18 protein-coding genes are annotated in these 13941 nt (G+C 42.5%); all 18 read right to left on the bottom strand.

Annotation, left to right across the window (positions count from 1 at the left end; translation table 11 throughout):
• Window positions 1-19: 19 nt before the first annotated feature.
• Complete coding sequence (locus tag DX873_RS07030; RefSeq protein WP_067035879.1) at window positions 20-1411, bottom strand: MBL fold metallo-hydrolase RNA specificity domain-containing protein; 1392 nt, start codon at window positions 1409-1411, stop codon at window positions 20-22.
• Between the two features lie 13 nt (window positions 1412-1424).
• Window positions 1425-1679, bottom strand: a complete 255-nt coding sequence (locus DX873_RS07025) for a hypothetical protein (RefSeq protein ID WP_067035882.1) — start codon at window positions 1677-1679, stop codon at window positions 1425-1427.
• A 36-nt stretch (window positions 1680-1715) separates the two neighbouring features.
• On the bottom strand, window positions 1716-2558 hold the full coding sequence (locus DX873_RS07020; protein ID WP_067035885.1) for an ATP cone domain-containing protein: 843 nt from the start codon (window positions 2556-2558) through the stop codon (window positions 1716-1718).
• 3 nt (window positions 2559-2561) lie between these two features.
• On the bottom strand, window positions 2562-3392 hold the full coding sequence (locus DX873_RS07015) for a universal stress protein (protein WP_067035888.1): 831 nt from the start codon (window positions 3390-3392) through the stop codon (window positions 2562-2564).
• A 58-nt stretch (window positions 3393-3450) separates the two neighbouring features.
• Complete coding sequence (locus DX873_RS07010; RefSeq protein WP_067035891.1) at window positions 3451-4446, bottom strand: 2-hydroxyacid dehydrogenase; 996 nt, start codon at window positions 4444-4446, stop codon at window positions 3451-3453.
• 13 nt (window positions 4447-4459) lie between these two features.
• Complete coding sequence (locus DX873_RS07005) at window positions 4460-5431, bottom strand: ATP-dependent 6-phosphofructokinase (RefSeq protein ID WP_067035894.1); 972 nt, start codon at window positions 5429-5431, stop codon at window positions 4460-4462.
• Window positions 5428-6777: a dicarboxylate/amino acid:cation symporter gene (locus DX873_RS07000; RefSeq protein ID WP_067035898.1), complete on the bottom strand. Its 1350-nt coding sequence runs from the start codon at window positions 6775-6777 to the stop codon at window positions 5428-5430. The genes DX873_RS07005 and DX873_RS07000 overlap by 4 nt, the downstream gene beginning before the upstream one ends.
• 13 nt (window positions 6778-6790) lie before the next feature.
• Window positions 6791-7852 (bottom strand): class I fructose-bisphosphate aldolase, encoded by a 1062-nt coding sequence (locus DX873_RS06995; RefSeq protein ID WP_067035901.1) that lies wholly within the window; start codon window positions 7850-7852, stop codon window positions 6791-6793.
• Between the two features lie 8 nt (window positions 7853-7860).
• Window positions 7861-8877, bottom strand: coding sequence for a type II glyceraldehyde-3-phosphate dehydrogenase (locus tag DX873_RS06990; RefSeq protein ID WP_067035904.1), 1017 nt, complete (start codon window positions 8875-8877; stop codon window positions 7861-7863).
• Window positions 8878-8904: 27 nt separating this feature from the next.
• Complete coding sequence (locus tag DX873_RS06985; protein ID WP_067035907.1) at window positions 8905-10257, bottom strand: NAD(P)/FAD-dependent oxidoreductase; 1353 nt, start codon at window positions 10255-10257, stop codon at window positions 8905-8907.
• A gap of 22 nt (window positions 10258-10279) precedes the next feature.
• Window positions 10280-10756 carry a universal stress protein gene (locus DX873_RS06980; protein WP_067035909.1) on the bottom strand — a complete coding sequence of 159 codons (477 nt, stop codon included), beginning with the start codon at window positions 10754-10756 and terminating at the stop codon, window positions 10280-10282.
• A 53-nt stretch (window positions 10757-10809) separates the two neighbouring features.
• On the bottom strand, window positions 10810-11514 hold the full coding sequence (locus tag DX873_RS06975) for a lycopene cyclase domain-containing protein (RefSeq protein WP_067035912.1): 705 nt from the start codon (window positions 11512-11514) through the stop codon (window positions 10810-10812).
• Window positions 11515-11787 carry a DUF5676 family membrane protein gene (locus DX873_RS06970; RefSeq protein ID WP_067035915.1) on the bottom strand — a complete coding sequence of 91 codons (273 nt, stop codon included), beginning with the start codon at window positions 11785-11787 and terminating at the stop codon, window positions 11515-11517.
• A 15-nt stretch (window positions 11788-11802) separates the two neighbouring features.
• Window positions 11803-12021 (bottom strand): SHOCT domain-containing protein, encoded by a 219-nt coding sequence (locus DX873_RS06965; protein WP_067035918.1) that lies wholly within the window; start codon window positions 12019-12021, stop codon window positions 11803-11805.
• A gap of 25 nt (window positions 12022-12046) precedes the next feature.
• Window positions 12047-12262, bottom strand: a complete 216-nt coding sequence (locus DX873_RS06960; RefSeq protein ID WP_067035921.1) for a heavy-metal-associated domain-containing protein — start codon at window positions 12260-12262, stop codon at window positions 12047-12049.
• Between the two features lie 14 nt (window positions 12263-12276).
• On the bottom strand, window positions 12277-12519 hold the full coding sequence (locus DX873_RS06955) for a hypothetical protein (protein WP_067035924.1): 243 nt from the start codon (window positions 12517-12519) through the stop codon (window positions 12277-12279).
• Between the two features lie 24 nt (window positions 12520-12543).
• Complete coding sequence (locus DX873_RS06950) at window positions 12544-12948, bottom strand: hypothetical protein (protein ID WP_309474604.1); 405 nt, start codon at window positions 12946-12948, stop codon at window positions 12544-12546.
• Between the two features lie 264 nt (window positions 12949-13212).
• Window positions 13213-13794: a helix-turn-helix domain-containing protein gene (locus DX873_RS06945; RefSeq protein ID WP_067030424.1), complete on the bottom strand. Its 582-nt coding sequence runs from the start codon at window positions 13792-13794 to the stop codon at window positions 13213-13215.
• Between the last annotated feature and the right edge of the window lie 147 nt (window positions 13795-13941).

Here is a 13941-nt window from a genome sequence, read left to right as displayed (position 1 = left end):
ATTCCTATAATCTAGTCCATTAACTGTTTTGAAAAGTTTCTACGGATTCAATGCTATATAATTTGGGAATTTCAGAATCCCAATCATAAGTTTCCTTAATGCCTTTTTGCAATGCCTCCGCACCTTCCTTCTCTCCGTGAACAATAAATATCCTTTCCGGTTTCTGTTCGACCTTGCTTAGCCAATCCAATAGTTCGGCATGGTCGGCATGCGCCGAAAGCCCTTCTATTTCTGCCACCTCCATTTGAAAGGATACTGTTTTTCCGTACACTCTCAATTCCCTGTCGCCGTCCAACAATTTCCGTCCCCGAGTACCTTCTGCTTGATACCCAACAAAAAGCAAGGTGTTTTTTGGTTTTTGCGCCTGGGTTTCCAAGTAATTAAGCATTCTACCTCCCGTGAGCATTCCGCTTCCAGCGATGACGATTTTAGGTGTATCATCGCTTCTCAATTCCATTGTTTCCCGATAACTGCTTACGACCGTAAAGTGCGAACATATTTCGTCACACTCAGCATCTTCCAACCTATGCCAGTCTCTAGTTCGATGGAACAGTTCCAGTACGTTGGCCCCCATCGGGCTGTCCATAATCATCTGTACTTTGGGAATTTTATTTTGTTTTAACAACCTCCAAAATATCAGCATCATCAATTGGGCACGCTCTACGGAAAAACTTGGTATGAAAAGGCTTCCGCCCCTTTCAATGGTTTTGTTGACCAATTTTTCAATTTCGGGAAGTGCCTCCGCCTCTTCGGGATGAAACCTGCCGCCATAGGTCGATTCTATAAAAAGAACATCCGCCTTTTTTGGTTTTAGCGGTGGATATAGCAATAAATCGTTGGTTCTGCCGATATCCCCTGAAAAAACAAAACGTTTTCCGAGAACATCCAATTCAATGTAGGTAGCACCTAGGATATGGCCGTTGTACTGAAATCTAGCCTTTATGTTTTTCATTAAGGGCAGCCATTGGCCGGGGGGTACTCCCTTAAAAAAGGGAACGGTTTTTTCAACATCCTTTAAGTCATAAAGTGGTTCGGCGGGGCTGTGTTTGGAATAACCTTCCTTATTGGCCCGTTCGGCTTCCTGTTCTTGAATCTTGGCACTATCGTTCAATATGATTTTGGCAATGTCCAGGGTGGGGTACGTTCCATAAATGGGCCCCTTAAAACCCTGTTTGACCAATCTGGGCAGATAGCCTGTATGGTCCATGTGCCCATGCGTAAGCAAGACCGCATCAATTTCCGAGACTTCAACGGGTGGATACTCCCAGTTTTTTAGACGTAGTTCTTTTAGCCCTTGAAAAAGACCACAATCAATCAAGATTTTGCGTTCGCCGGTATCCAAGAGATATTTTGAACCGGTAACGGTTCCAGCAGCTCCTAAAAAGTGAATGTTTATTTTGTTGTTTTTCATTTATAGTACCCGTTTAGTGTCCCCCACAGCAGGAAGGTGTGTTCCCTTTATCTTGGTCCGGTTGGCATAACTCCGCTATTTCTTTGTAGAGATCATGAAAATCCTCTTTGATGAGAAGGGCTAGTTTCTTGGTGGATTTGGGTTCGGAGTTTACCATCTCCAGTAATGTTTCGAAGGCCTCTTCAAGTAAGCTTGGATCATCTTCCATTGCTTGGTAAAATGGCTCTAGGTCTATACTGTTCTGTTTTTGTAATGTTTCTGTTCTCATCTGTTTTCTTTTTAGGATTGATCAATGTTTATTGGTTTAATGTGCTGTGCATAATTCTTCTGAATCTTCGAGAATTTTTTTTTGTCGTTGCTTGGCGATACCTATTTGCCCCAAAAATGATGGGTTTTCGCTAATGTCCTTGCAGAGCACAATGCCCTTATCCAATAATTTGGATTTCTCGGCCTTTGTCAATGTTGTTAAAGAGGTTAAGGGATGTAGGCCGGATCTGTCTATGCGTTCTTTCAGACCGTTCCCTTTCGGATAATCCCAACTTGTAAGCATCAGCCCAACACAGGTACCATATTGTATGGCATCGGTGGTAAAGCGGGTATTGGTATAAACACCCCCTTGATGAAACTTGGTTTTATGGCCTTGCTGTTTTTCCCATTGTTTTTCCACATCCAAAAATCTTGAATGGATATAGAGCGGGATTTTCACATTGCAAAACCGGCCCTGATCACTATGGTATTTACATTCAATCATATAATGCTTGTTGTCTTTTTCAGCTATCACATCCACTTCATGCTGTACACAATTGCCTTGAACGATTACCCCGACTTTTGTATCAAAACCTTCTTGACTCAATAGGGCCCCAACAAATTTTTCAAAGGGATAACCCGAAGGCCCGAGTTCCATAAGGGCTTTTTTTAGTTTATACCGCGAAGCGCTCACACGGGCCTTGCTCTTTAGCATCCTAAAGGCACTTCGGTATATTTCTTTGGTGGTCATGCCATGGGATACCCTGTCCCTAATTTCATTGGCAATTTCTTGAACAAGCGTTTCGTCAGCCTTTGAACGGCGCAATGATTTGATGAGCTTTTTGATATCGAATTCCTCAAGTTCACCGGAATATTTTCTTATCTGTACCTGCTGGGTCATTCTCTATATTTTAATGGTCATCACTGGTAGCGAAGAATGGTTGGCGACCCCTTCTGTAATGCTTTTTGAGAACAAACTTAAAAATCCTGTATTCCCATGTGTACACATGGCGATCAGGTCCGCTTTGTTGTGTTTCAAATATGTATTGATGCCCGTTTCAACTTGGTTTTCGTTATACACGTTCATGGAGAAATTCTTGAGTTCTGGAAAACCCTCCAAAAACTTTCGTATGGGATCTAGGCCAAGGGCGATACTATTATGGTCCGATGCCGTGTTGATGCGTAATAGATGAATTTTCGCATTACATTTTTCTGCGATGGAGAGTACTGCCCTAAAAGCACTGCCCACATCTTCCATAAAATCTGAAACGAAAACGATATCCTTGAAAGGAAACCTTACATCATCTTCTTTTACCACAACGACCGGCACATCGGATTTTCTTACCAAACGCTCTACGTTGCTACCAAGAAGTTCACGAACTATGCCTTTGGTGCCACTGCTTCCTGTAACGATGAAATCATGGTCATAATGACCCGAATGTTTCAGAATGTTGTCTTGATCTACATGAAATTGTAAAAAGGTTTGGCATTTTAGATGTTCTTTTTCGGCCTTTTTTTCCAGTTCACGTAACGAGGCTTTCGCTTTTCCAATTTTTTTGAGGGTTTCTGGATACCGTTTTTCCTTTTGCTTATCCAATTTGACCCAATCGACAGGAGTCTTTAACAAATGGAAAAAATGAATTTCCGCATTATAAAGTTTGGCCATTTCAATGCCCAAATCGGCGGCTTTGTTGCAGTTTTCTGAGAAATCCGTGGGTACGAGTATATTTTTCATAGTGCTATTGTTTTTAGGTTTATATAGATTTAAGTACTTCCTATGGAAGCTTGTCGTTTTATTTGCTGGCTACTTCGTTTCCCGAGTCGATTTGTTTTTCAAAACAATCCAGATTATGTATGGTGGTTTCGGCAATATTCGTCAGTGCCGTATCGGTCAAGAAGGCCTGATGGCTCGTTATCAGAACATTATTGAAGGTCATCAAACGAGCGATTACATCGTCCTGTAAAATCTCGTCAGAATGGTCTTCGAAAAACAGTCCTTCCTCTTCTTCATAGACATCCATACCAAAGAACCCGACCTTTCCGGTTTTTAGTCCATCGATGACCGCTTTGGTATCTACCAGACCGCCCCTGCTCGTATTGATGAGCATAACACCTTTTTTCATGACCCCAATTTGCTCGGCATCTATTAAATGTTTCGTGTCGGTAGCCAAAGGCACGTGAAGACTGATAATATCCGATTCGGCACATAATGTTCTACAATCGGTATAGCGGGCACCAAATTTTTCTACTAGGTCTTCATCCTTGTTGACATCATAGGCTAGAATTTTACAGCCAAACCCATGAAGGATTTTGACCAAGACTGCGCCAATCTTTCCGGTGCCCAATACCCCAACCGTTTTGCCGTTCAAGTCAAAACCAGTGAGTCCGTTTAAGGAAAAGTTTTGTTCACGCACTCTATTATTGGCCCTAATTAGTTTTCTGTTCAAAGCCAATATGAGTGCGACCGTGTGTTCTGCGATGGCGTAAGGCGAATATGCGGGAACACGAGCCACCTTGATGTTCATTTCATCCGCCTTTTCCATATCCACATGATTGTAGCCTGCCGAACGAAGAGCTATGTATTTGACTCCGAACGCACCTAATTTTTCCAGTACGTTGGCGGATGCATCATCCCCTGTAAATAGACTGATGGCCTCCGAGCCTTTTGCCAAGGGAACGGTATGCTCGGATAATCGTTCCTCTAGTAGCCTCAATTCATGTTTGCCGTCATTGGCGGATGTTAAATAGGATTCTTCAAACTTATGGGTGCTGAATACCGTTGTTTTCATTTGCGTTTTAATTTTATTTACCAAAAATCTTTACGAGTTCGTACAACTCGTCTTGTACCTGGTGTTGTTTTACCACTTGGTCAAAAGGCGTGAGGCTAAGTTCGTTGTTGAGAATACCGACCATAACGCTCTTTTTTTCTTGTAAAAGGGCCTTTACCGAAGCTGCCCCAAGTCTTATCCCCAACATACGATCGGCAGCGGAAGGGTTTCCACCGCGTTGCACATGCCCCAGTTTTGTGATACGGAGGTCTAGCTTCGGATTTAATTCTTTAATCTTTGATGCCGCTATTTCGGCACCAAGTTCATCGCCTTCGGCAACAACGGCTATGAAGGCTTCTTCGCTATCATAAACACTTGCCTTTTCGAGCAAACGGACAAAATCTTGTCCACTTTCCGGCACTAAAATGGCATCGGCACCTACGCCCAACCCAGAATGCATTGCTATATATCCGCAGTCCCTTCCCATTACCTCAATTAGAAATATTCGGTTATGTGATTCTGCTGTGTCCCTGATCTTATCAATGTTTTCGATTGCCGTATTCACTGCGGAATCAAAGCCCAAGGTGAAGTCGGTTCCGGCCATGTCATTGTCTATGGTACCTGGAATACCGATAAATGGTAGTTCGCAAATCTCCGAAAAGGCGAGCAGCCCTTTAAAAGTACCATCCCCGCCCACGGCGATAAGTGCATCGATGTTATTTTTCCGAAGGTTCTCCAGGGCCTGCTGTCTTCCCTCTTTAGTTAGGAATCTTGCGCTTCGTGCGGTCTTAAGAAAAGTACCGCCCCGATGCACTAATTTTTGAAGTTCCTGGGTATCCAATTCGACTAAATCCCCATCGATTAGGCCTTCATAACCTTTACGAAAACCACTTAATTTTATGCTGTTCACTTCGGCAGTTTTTGCAATGGCAAATAAAGCTGCATTCATGCCTGGGGAATCCCCTCCCGAGGTAAATACCCCAATATGTTTCATATTCGTGTTCATGATTTAGTGGTTTTAAGATTAGCGGTAATCAGATCGGGTATTTTTCCGTAAAACCGATTGAAAACCATACAAGCCGTTAAGTCTCCGGTAACATTCACTGCAGTTCGGAACATGCCGAGCAAGCGCTCCACCCCGATTATTATGATAATTCCCTCAGAAGGTATTCCGGCCCCCGATAGTACCGAAGCCAGTATGACAACGCCACCTCCAGGTATGGCCGGGGTTCCGATTGAGGCCGCAACTATCGTAACGACGACGACAATAATATTTAAAAGGTCCATTTCTAATCCGTAAGCCTGTGCTATGAATAAAGTGGTTATGGTCTGATAGAGGGCCGTCCCATCCATATTTACAGTAGCCCCGATCGGAATTATGAAATTACTGATAGAGCTATCTACTTTCAGTTCTTCCTCTGCTGTTTTCAGCGATAAGGGCATGACCGCGGCAGAACTTGTAGTCGAGAATGCTAAAAGTTGGACATCCGTAATCTTTCTCAAAAATTTAAGAGGATTAGTCCGGCCAAGTGTGCTTACCAATAAGAGGTAGATAACAATCAACATAAATAGGCCCAACAGTACAACGAGCACATAAAAACCCAATCCTGAAAGGGAGCTTAACCCGACACTGGATGTAAGCTGGGCCATCAATCCGAATACTGCCACCGGCACCAACAACATGGCCCATTTTACTACGGTCATACAGATTTCCTGTACGGCACTCAAAAGTAATTTTACTGGTTTGAGCAAATCATTGGGTAACGACAGAACGGCTACCCCTATTATAATGGTAAAAATGACAATGCTCAACATTTCGCCACTTACCATGGAGGCCAATGGGTTTTCGGGCAGTAGATCCGTTATGGCATTCGGAATATCATTTATTCCAAAGGATAGTTCCGAACTTTCGGCAGTATCGGCCAATGCATTTGCATGATCCATTTCCGCCTGTTGGTGCAGATACTTTCCAGGTCTGAACAGTGCGGCTAGCAACGTTCCTATGGTTACTGATATAATTGTTGTTGATATAAAATATAAGAGCACACCACCCCCCAACTTTTTTAGATTTTCCTTGTCGTTACTGGCTATGCCCGTAATGATGGAAGCCACAATCAAGGGAATCATTATCATCTGCACCAATTTAAGGAAGAGCATTCCCGGTAGGGCCAACCAATTTCCCAACATATCGGCAGTCGCCTTACTGACCCAACCGTTTTGAGGACTTAATAACAACCCGAAACCTACACCCAAAAACAAAGCGATAATCACTTTTAGCCATAGCCTGCTCTCTACCAGTCTCTGCAAGTAATGGTTGAGTGATTTTAAAGATTTTATTTCAGTTTCGAACATGGTATTTTATCACTTAGGCTATCGTTATTTTCTCCTCCAAATAAACACTTTGGACTGCATGCAATAATTCTACCCCTTCCTTAATGGGTCGTTGAAAAGCTTTTCTTCCAAGTATCAGACCCGAGCCTCCTGCCCGTTTGTTTATGATTGCGGTTGTAATGGCCTCGGTCAAATCGGATGCTCCTCTGGAACCCCCACCGGAACTGATCAGTCCTACTTTGCCCATATAGCAATTGGCAACCTGTAAACGACACAAATCGATGGGGTGTTCGGTGGTCAGGGTTTCATACATGGCATCGTCATATTTCCCAAATTGAAGGTCTTTAAAACCGTAATTTGTAGTGGGTAATTTTTGTTTGATGATATCCCCCTGTATTGTTACCCCAAGGTGGTTGGCTTGTCCCGTTAAATCTGCAGCGGTGTGATAGTCCTCTTTATCCGTTTTGAAAGCATCGTTACGGGTGTAACACCACAAAATCGTGGCCATGCCCAGATTATGGGCCTCGGCGAAGGCTTCCGCAATCTCCACTATCTGTCGATTACTTTCCTTAGATCCAAAATATATGGTCGCCCCAATAGCAACTGCGCCCATATCCCAAGCGTCCTTGACCTTTCCGAACAAGGTTTGGTCGTAGGCATTGGGATATGACAGTAGTTCATTGTGGTTTATCTTCACGATGAACGGTATTTTATGCGCGTATTTCCGAGCGTACAGACCTAATACACCAAAAGTCGAGGCCACCCCGTTACAACCTGCGCCAATGGCAAGTTTTATAATATTCTCAGGGTCAAAATAATCGGGGTTTTTATAGAAGGAAAAAGCGGCACTATGTTCGATTCCCTGATCTACGGGAAGTATGCTTAAATACCCTGTATCCTTCAGGTTGCCATGCCCGTATAATTGGGCAAGACTTCGAAGCGTTTGTGGATTACGATTGCTGTTGACAAAAACTTTAGAGACAAAATTTTTATCGGGCAATTGCAGTTCATCCTTGGTAATCTTTTCGCTAACATGATCTAAATAGAAGGACGCTTTGTCCCCCAACTGCTCTATTATTTTTTCGTGAGAGTTCATTGTTTTAACTATTGATTAATACCTAGACTTTTATTGGTCTTAGCGATGGATTTATTACCATCCATCTCGATTCCGGTAAGTGCCCGAATGGCGTCGATGGTCTCGGGAATTACAATCGCTTGATTGTCCACCACGTAGGCATAAAAGAGTTCATCGCCCACCACTTTTAGCATATCTTCCCATAGGGCTACCTCGTACATGTCGCCCCAAGGCCTGCCCATATCCAAAAACATTTCCTTGATGGTGTTGTTGGAGACCAAGCCTTGATCATAGTGAATAAACTTGATTCTACTTGAGGTTTTGAGGGCGTTCAACACCTCTTCCTTTGATGTTTCTTTCTTTAGTTTCACGTTCCAGTAATGCATATGGCTCAAGGTTTGGGGAACTTTGACCGCTGAAGTAATGACATCCAAATCAGGATCCACGCTCTGTGCGTCGGGACCTTGGTGGCTCGGGATTTCTTTTTCCGGTACCATGGTGTTCATAATCCCTCCTAAATGACTTTCCCAAGGGTCGGTCGCCCTTCTTAAAAGTGTGCCACGTGCATAATCCAGTAAATCGGCCCTTTTTAAAGCGGTCAATGTTCTCAGGATTGATGTGGTATTACAGGAAACCACTCGGGTTGCATTGATATTCAACGCCGTGTTATAATTGTTTTCAGCACTAAAGGAGTGGCCTGTTGTCTCGTGCTTTTCCCCACCGTGCAGAATGAATTTGATATTGTGTGTTTTATAGGTTTCCACGTTTTTCGCCGCAATCATTTTTGGGGTGCAATCCACCACAAGTTCCACTTTATCCAATAAGTCCTGCATATTGCCCATTACCGAAATGCCCGAAGCCTTCATTTGTTTTTCCGCTTCGGTGGTTGTCGCATAGATATCATAATCCTTTCTTACAGCGTTCTGTATGCGCCAATCGCTGATAATGTCGCAAACCCCGACTAGTTTCATGTCATCCTGTACCTTTATGGCATCGGCAACTCTTTTGCCGATGACCCCGTATCCTACTACTGCAATATTTTTCATTTTCAATTGTTTTTAGTGATTCAATATTTATTCTTGGGTTGATGTGTATTGCGCATCAACTTTCTTTGTTCTTTTGAAACTTCTTATGATTACCCTATTACTTTTTTCGTAAGTAAAATAGCTGATGGCCCAATTGAAGCCCACCAATAGTTTGTTCCTAAACCCACTGATGGAGACCAAGTGAACAACAGACCATAAAAGCCAAGCGGCATAGCCACCGAAATGAAACTTCCCCAAATCAGCGACCGCTTTTCTCTTGCCGACAGTGGCCAATGAACCTTTATCTTTATATGTAAAGGGTTTTGAAGGCTTTGAAAGCAAGGTGTTGAGCAGTACTTTGGCCAAATGTCTGCCTTGTTGTATGGCGGTTTGGGCTACTTGGGGATACCCTTTCGGGGTCTCATCTGTGATTACCCCGGCGATATCCCCAATGGCAAAGACATTGTCCATTCCATAAACTTTTAGGTGGTGGTCCGTTTTAAGACGATTGCCCTTGACAATAGACGTCTCATCGAATCCTTTTGGAAAATCTCCAGTTACCCCTGCTGTCCAAATCAAGTTCTTGGCTAAAATGGTCTTGCCGCTTTTGGTTTTGACCACCCTGCCATCATAGTTACTAACGGATTCTTTCAACATCACCTTAACGTTCAGATTCTCTAAATAGGTCAGCGTTTTTGAAGAAGCTTTGTCCGACATGGCAGAGAGCACTTCGTCCATAGCTTCCACCAAATAGATGTTCATGATGGAGGAAGGATACTCGGGATAGTCTTTAGGAAGGATGTACTTGCAAAACTCCGCCAAAGCACCTGCCATTTCTACTCCGGCGGGACCGCCACCCACGATCACAAAATTCGTGAGGGCATCGCGTTCCTCATCATCGCACGTGATCGCGGCCTGTTCCAAATTTTGCAGCATCATGTGGCGGATATTTAGAGAATCCCGGATATCCTTCATCCCCAAACTATTTCTTTCCACTTCTTCCATACCGAAGAAGTTGGTCTTTGTTCCCGTTGCCAAGACCAGATAATCATAGGTAAGTTTTCCTTTGTCCGTTATGACGGTATTGATGGAGTTTTGAATTTCCTTTACCTCGGCCAGCCTGAAGCTCACATTCTTATATCCCTTGAATTGTTTTCTAAAAGGGAATACAATGCTATCGGGTTCAAGCCCACTGGTGGCTACCTGATAAAATAAGGGCTGAAACTGATGAAAGTTATGGCGGTCAATAAGTACCACCTGAACATCTTTATTTTTCAACCCTTCCACCAATGCCAGACCCGCAAAGCCACCACCTACAATGACTATTCTTGGGAACCTGGAATGCGGCAAGCAGATTGCATCCGTCACTTTGCGTGTATTGTTTTTGCTATCGTCTAACATTTGGTTCTTGCCTGTTAACTTTTCAATAGTTGTTTTTCTCTTTTGAACCGCGTTTTCGGACTATCATGACGGAACAGTCGGCATGTGTTGCCAAGGACTGGGAAACCGAGCCGAGCAAAAATCTAGAGAATGCGCCATGGCCCTGCGACCCGACTATGATCAAATCGGTATCAAAGGCTTCGGTCTTTTCTAAAATTGCACTTTTGGGAAGCCCCTCTACCACGGCTGTTGTTATCGACAATACGTCATTCTTGTCCCTTAATGATTTTGAAGCTTCATTAACAAGATCTTCTGCCGATTTTTTCGCACTGGAGACGGTTTCTTCATAATAATTTCCAAGCGTGCCGCCCAAGGGTAGGGCACCAGGAGCGGCCAACATGGGATTTTCGAACACATTCAAAATACATACTTCGGTACCCGCAGGGAACGGCAGCGTCGCAAGTTCATCTATGGCGACTTTACTAAAGTCAGAACCATCTATTGCCAATAGTATTTTCATCTTTGTAGATTTATTTGTTCATGATTAATTATGTTAATTCCCATATTGCCAAATCAACTTATGGCCAAGGGTTTCATCAATTTTTTCCAATACAAATGCTCGTATAGCCCTGACCAGTACATTCCGAAAGTAAAAGCGAACAAAAGCTCTTCAATTGGAATGCCGGCCACTAGAATATCACTAAGGTTTTCCAGATTCCAGAAAAGTTCTACATAGTTGGGATAGAACGGGAGTATACTTCCAAAATAAACAAAGTACAATGCCGTGAACAGAAATCCACTTATCCAGATTTTGGTCTTTAAATCCGGACGGCAGTATAGCGTGGCCATTCCACCCAAAAACATGGCCAATATTCCACAGTAGATATGATTCAAAGGCGTGAACAGGGCCAATACCAAAAACACTACTGCCGGTACGAAAAGGATATATAGGTGCAACCGGTGCCTTTCATGTTTCCGTTCGGTATGCGGTATTTCAACATACTTTCGCTTAAAAATAAGATTGTAGATTACCGTGCCTATGCCCCCTATGGCAAAAGAGAAGATTAGGCTTTCAATATCGAACCCTGTCTTTATTGCCAAATCGAAAAGCGATGGCGGATGCCAATATTGGGGAACAAAAAGGGGTTCGGTAAGCCCAAAGGGCATGGTTATCCAACTCATCTTCAGCATTTCTCTTCGAGAATCTTTCTTCATTAGATAGACCACGCCCCAGAGGGCTAGAATAATAAGGGACCATATGAACCAGACGTACTGCATTTATCGTTTTAGCTGTGCATTGTAAAAAGCTGCGATCAGCGCTCCTGTCAGCCATCCGATAATGAATGTTTGGATCATCCCAATTATAGCTTCCCAAAAAGGAACATCCATGCGAATAATACTGGTTGTGTCAAGCCCATGGAGCAGGCTGTTGAAAAAATCTATGGTACCTTCCCTGCCGGCCGTAAACATGACGACCATACAGCCAATGTAGAGGATGGCGGCAGTGAGACCGAATGCAAATCCGAATTTTTTAATGTTTATACGGTTCATGATTTCTGTTTTTAGTTATTTGTCCGTTTCCAAGGTTTTTTTTGAATCTTCATATTCTTCCTTGGTAATTTCTCCTTTTGCAAATCGTTTTTTTAGAATTTGCATGGGATCTTCATTGCTCGATTTTTGGTAGGGTACGTCATACGGGATAAAGAAAATCCACACCAGTAGTACGAGCCAGATAATCCACCATATAATGTGCATGCCGCCCCAATGTCCTTCGAAATAGTGCATAGCTAAAAGTTTTAAATGTTAGTAATTAATTCAATTCTGAAATTGTATAACCTTCAAGTCGATTCAACTGTTTCTGCAGATCATCGACCGAAAGGTTCGATTTCATACTGATCTTGGCGACTCCTTTCGGACTTAAAAAAATCTTTGCCTCCTCAATGTCTTCATGAGACTCCAATACTTTTTTGACCTTTGTTATGCAACCGCCACAACTGATTCCGTCTATTTGATATTTTCTTTTCATTTTTTTTGCGGATTTCAGTGTTGATGCTGTTTTTGGTCGTGCTTTTCCTTTTCTTCCTTTTTTCTTTTAAGGTTATCCTCCGTTAGCCCATGGGTATGGCCACCATGTCTCATAGGCATCAAGAGATGCACCGCGAACATGATTACTATGAACGTAAACAGTGTGAGGTTGCCTTTAATGCCGAATGCTGGTGCAAAAAAGATGAAAAGAAGCGGAAGTCCGCAACCTAGTATCATCCATATCCAATGATTTTTCATAATCGAAAATTTAAAAGTTAATCCTTAATGGTGTTCAGAATGGTCTTGCTCAGATGGTTCCATTTTATTTGAACCGTCCATCATGCCCATTCCTTTCATATCCATTCCCTTGTCGCCCATCATCTTCTTACAAGACTCCATACAATCTTCGCTCATCATGCCCTTTTCGTGCATCATTTGCATCATATTGCCTATCATTTTTCCATCTTGCATCATGGATTGCATCATGTTTTTCATCATCATACTATCTTTCATCATCATCTGTATTCCCTGGCCCTGTATCATAGTACCCATCATCTTTTGATTGCCCTGCATCATCTGCATGGCATGGTCGTTGCCTTGCATGTTGTCCATGAATTCAGTCATGTAACTGTGGTTACTGGCAATTGCCTCAAAGAGTTCCGTTCTCGTTTTCGAATTTTCGAGCATTGCGTTAGGATTTGTTTTCTGGTTGCAACCGGATAGACTTACTAAGCCAATTGCCAGTAAAATAATTGCTGCCGTTCTCATCATATTTGATTTTTAATTAATATTATTTCGGTTATTCGTTTTGTATTTATCTCTAATTGTCTTGTTTTAGTAGCATTTTCAATTCTTTTTTTAATTCTAAACATTTGCTTGTTTTTCTGGTAATCTCCAAGGTTAAATCTATGTATTGCCAAAAGCCTTTGTCTGCATAATTCTCTTTATTATTTATATAATTTCGTCAAAGAAATTTCGTTCCCAGGCTTGATCATTTTTATAGTCGGTCATGCTCATGCCCATGATTTCCTTAAACTGCCTGGATAAGTGGTTGACACTGCTGTAATCGAGCAAATAAGCGATATCAGAAAAGGTATGTTGCCGCAACTGAATGAGCTCTTTTACCTTTTCTATCTTCAGCTTTATGAAGTATTTTTCAATAGTGATATTTTCATTTTTTGAAAAAATCTTGCTCAGTACCTTGTACTCTCGATGTACTATGTTAGCCAGATAGTCCGAGGTTTTTCCCCGAATGTTGATAGGGATATCTGCGACCAATGAAATCAAGGCGATCTTGATTTTCTCGACTATCATCTCCTCTTCGCTTTTGGCTATTTCAAAACCGTTGGAATGGAGGACGCCCACCACTTTTTGGTCTGCTTCGACAATAGCTATTTCTGGAGCCTTTACCGTAAGTTTCCCAAGTTCAAGGGATAGTATGGTAATGCCCAAATCATACAATTCTTGCTTTATGACCTTTAGGCAACGCCTACAAACCATATTCTTTATCCAATATTCCCTTATGGAATCCATGGTGCACGTATTATGGTTTACAATAAATCTCAACAGGTAAAACCCTGTTTGGCAATCAATCTGAATGTTCTGTCGTGGGCATGGGGTACGACAAAAAGGGGCCACTTAAGAGGTATGGCCAATGCGAAGAGCGGACTATTGCATAAA

The sequence above is a fragment of the Flagellimonas nanhaiensis genome (assembly GCF_003382275.1).
Taxonomy (GTDB): domain Bacteria; phylum Bacteroidota; class Bacteroidia; order Flavobacteriales; family Flavobacteriaceae; genus Flagellimonas; species Flagellimonas nanhaiensis.
This window is presented reverse-complemented; position numbering and strand designations above follow the sequence as displayed.

Excerpts from the sequence above, each read along its gene's own strand:
- DX873_RS06975 (WP_067035912.1), bottom strand. The coding sequence starts at position 11,514 with ATGCAGTACGTCTGGTTCATATGGTCCCTTATTATTCTAGCCCTCTGG.
- DX873_RS06995 (WP_067035901.1), bottom strand. The coding sequence starts at position 7,852 with ATGAACTCTCACGAAAAAATAATAGAGCAGTTGGGGGACAAAGCGTCC.
- DX873_RS07010 (WP_067035891.1), bottom strand. The coding sequence starts at position 4,446 with ATGAAAACAACGGTATTCAGCACCCATAAGTTTGAAGAATCCTATTTA.
- DX873_RS07020 (WP_067035885.1), bottom strand. The coding sequence starts at position 2,558 with ATGACCCAGCAGGTACAGATAAGAAAATATTCCGGTGAACTTGAGGAA.
- DX873_RS07000 (WP_067035898.1), bottom strand. The coding sequence starts at position 6,777 with ATGTTCGAAACTGAAATAAAATCTTTAAAATCACTCAACCATTACTTG.
- DX873_RS06955 (WP_067035924.1), bottom strand. The coding sequence starts at position 12,519 with ATGAAAAATCATTGGATATGGATGATACTAGGTTGCGGACTTCCGCTT.
- DX873_RS06970 (WP_067035915.1), bottom strand. The coding sequence starts at position 11,787 with ATGAACCGTATAAACATTAAAAAATTCGGATTTGCATTCGGTCTCACT.
- DX873_RS06945 (WP_067030424.1), bottom strand. The coding sequence starts at position 13,794 with ATGGATTCCATAAGGGAATATTGGATAAAGAATATGGTTTGTAGGCGT.
- DX873_RS06950 (WP_309474604.1), bottom strand. The coding sequence starts at position 12,948 with ATGCTCGAAAATTCGAAAACGAGAACGGAACTCTTTGAGGCAATTGCC.
- DX873_RS06990 (WP_067035904.1), bottom strand. The coding sequence starts at position 8,877 with ATGAAAAATATTGCAGTAGTAGGATACGGGGTCATCGGCAAAAGAGTT.
- DX873_RS07030 (WP_067035879.1), bottom strand. The coding sequence starts at position 1,411 with ATGAAAAACAACAAAATAAACATTCACTTTTTAGGAGCTGCTGGAACC.
- DX873_RS06985 (WP_067035907.1), bottom strand. The coding sequence starts at position 10,257 with ATGTTAGACGATAGCAAAAACAATACACGCAAAGTGACGGATGCAATC.
- DX873_RS06960 (WP_067035921.1), bottom strand. The coding sequence starts at position 12,262 with ATGAAAAGAAAATATCAAATAGACGGAATCAGTTGTGGCGGTTGCATA.
- DX873_RS07015 (WP_067035888.1), bottom strand. The coding sequence starts at position 3,392 with ATGAAAAATATACTCGTACCCACGGATTTCTCAGAAAACTGCAACAAA.
- DX873_RS07025 (WP_067035882.1), bottom strand. The coding sequence starts at position 1,679 with ATGAGAACAGAAACATTACAAAAACAGAACAGTATAGACCTAGAGCCA.
- DX873_RS06965 (WP_067035918.1), bottom strand. The coding sequence starts at position 12,021 with ATGCACTATTTCGAAGGACATTGGGGCGGCATGCACATTATATGGTGG.
- DX873_RS07005 (WP_067035894.1), bottom strand. The coding sequence starts at position 5,431 with ATGAACACGAATATGAAACATATTGGGGTATTTACCTCGGGAGGGGAT.
- DX873_RS06980 (WP_067035909.1), bottom strand. The coding sequence starts at position 10,756 with ATGAAAATACTATTGGCAATAGATGGTTCTGACTTTAGTAAAGTCGCC.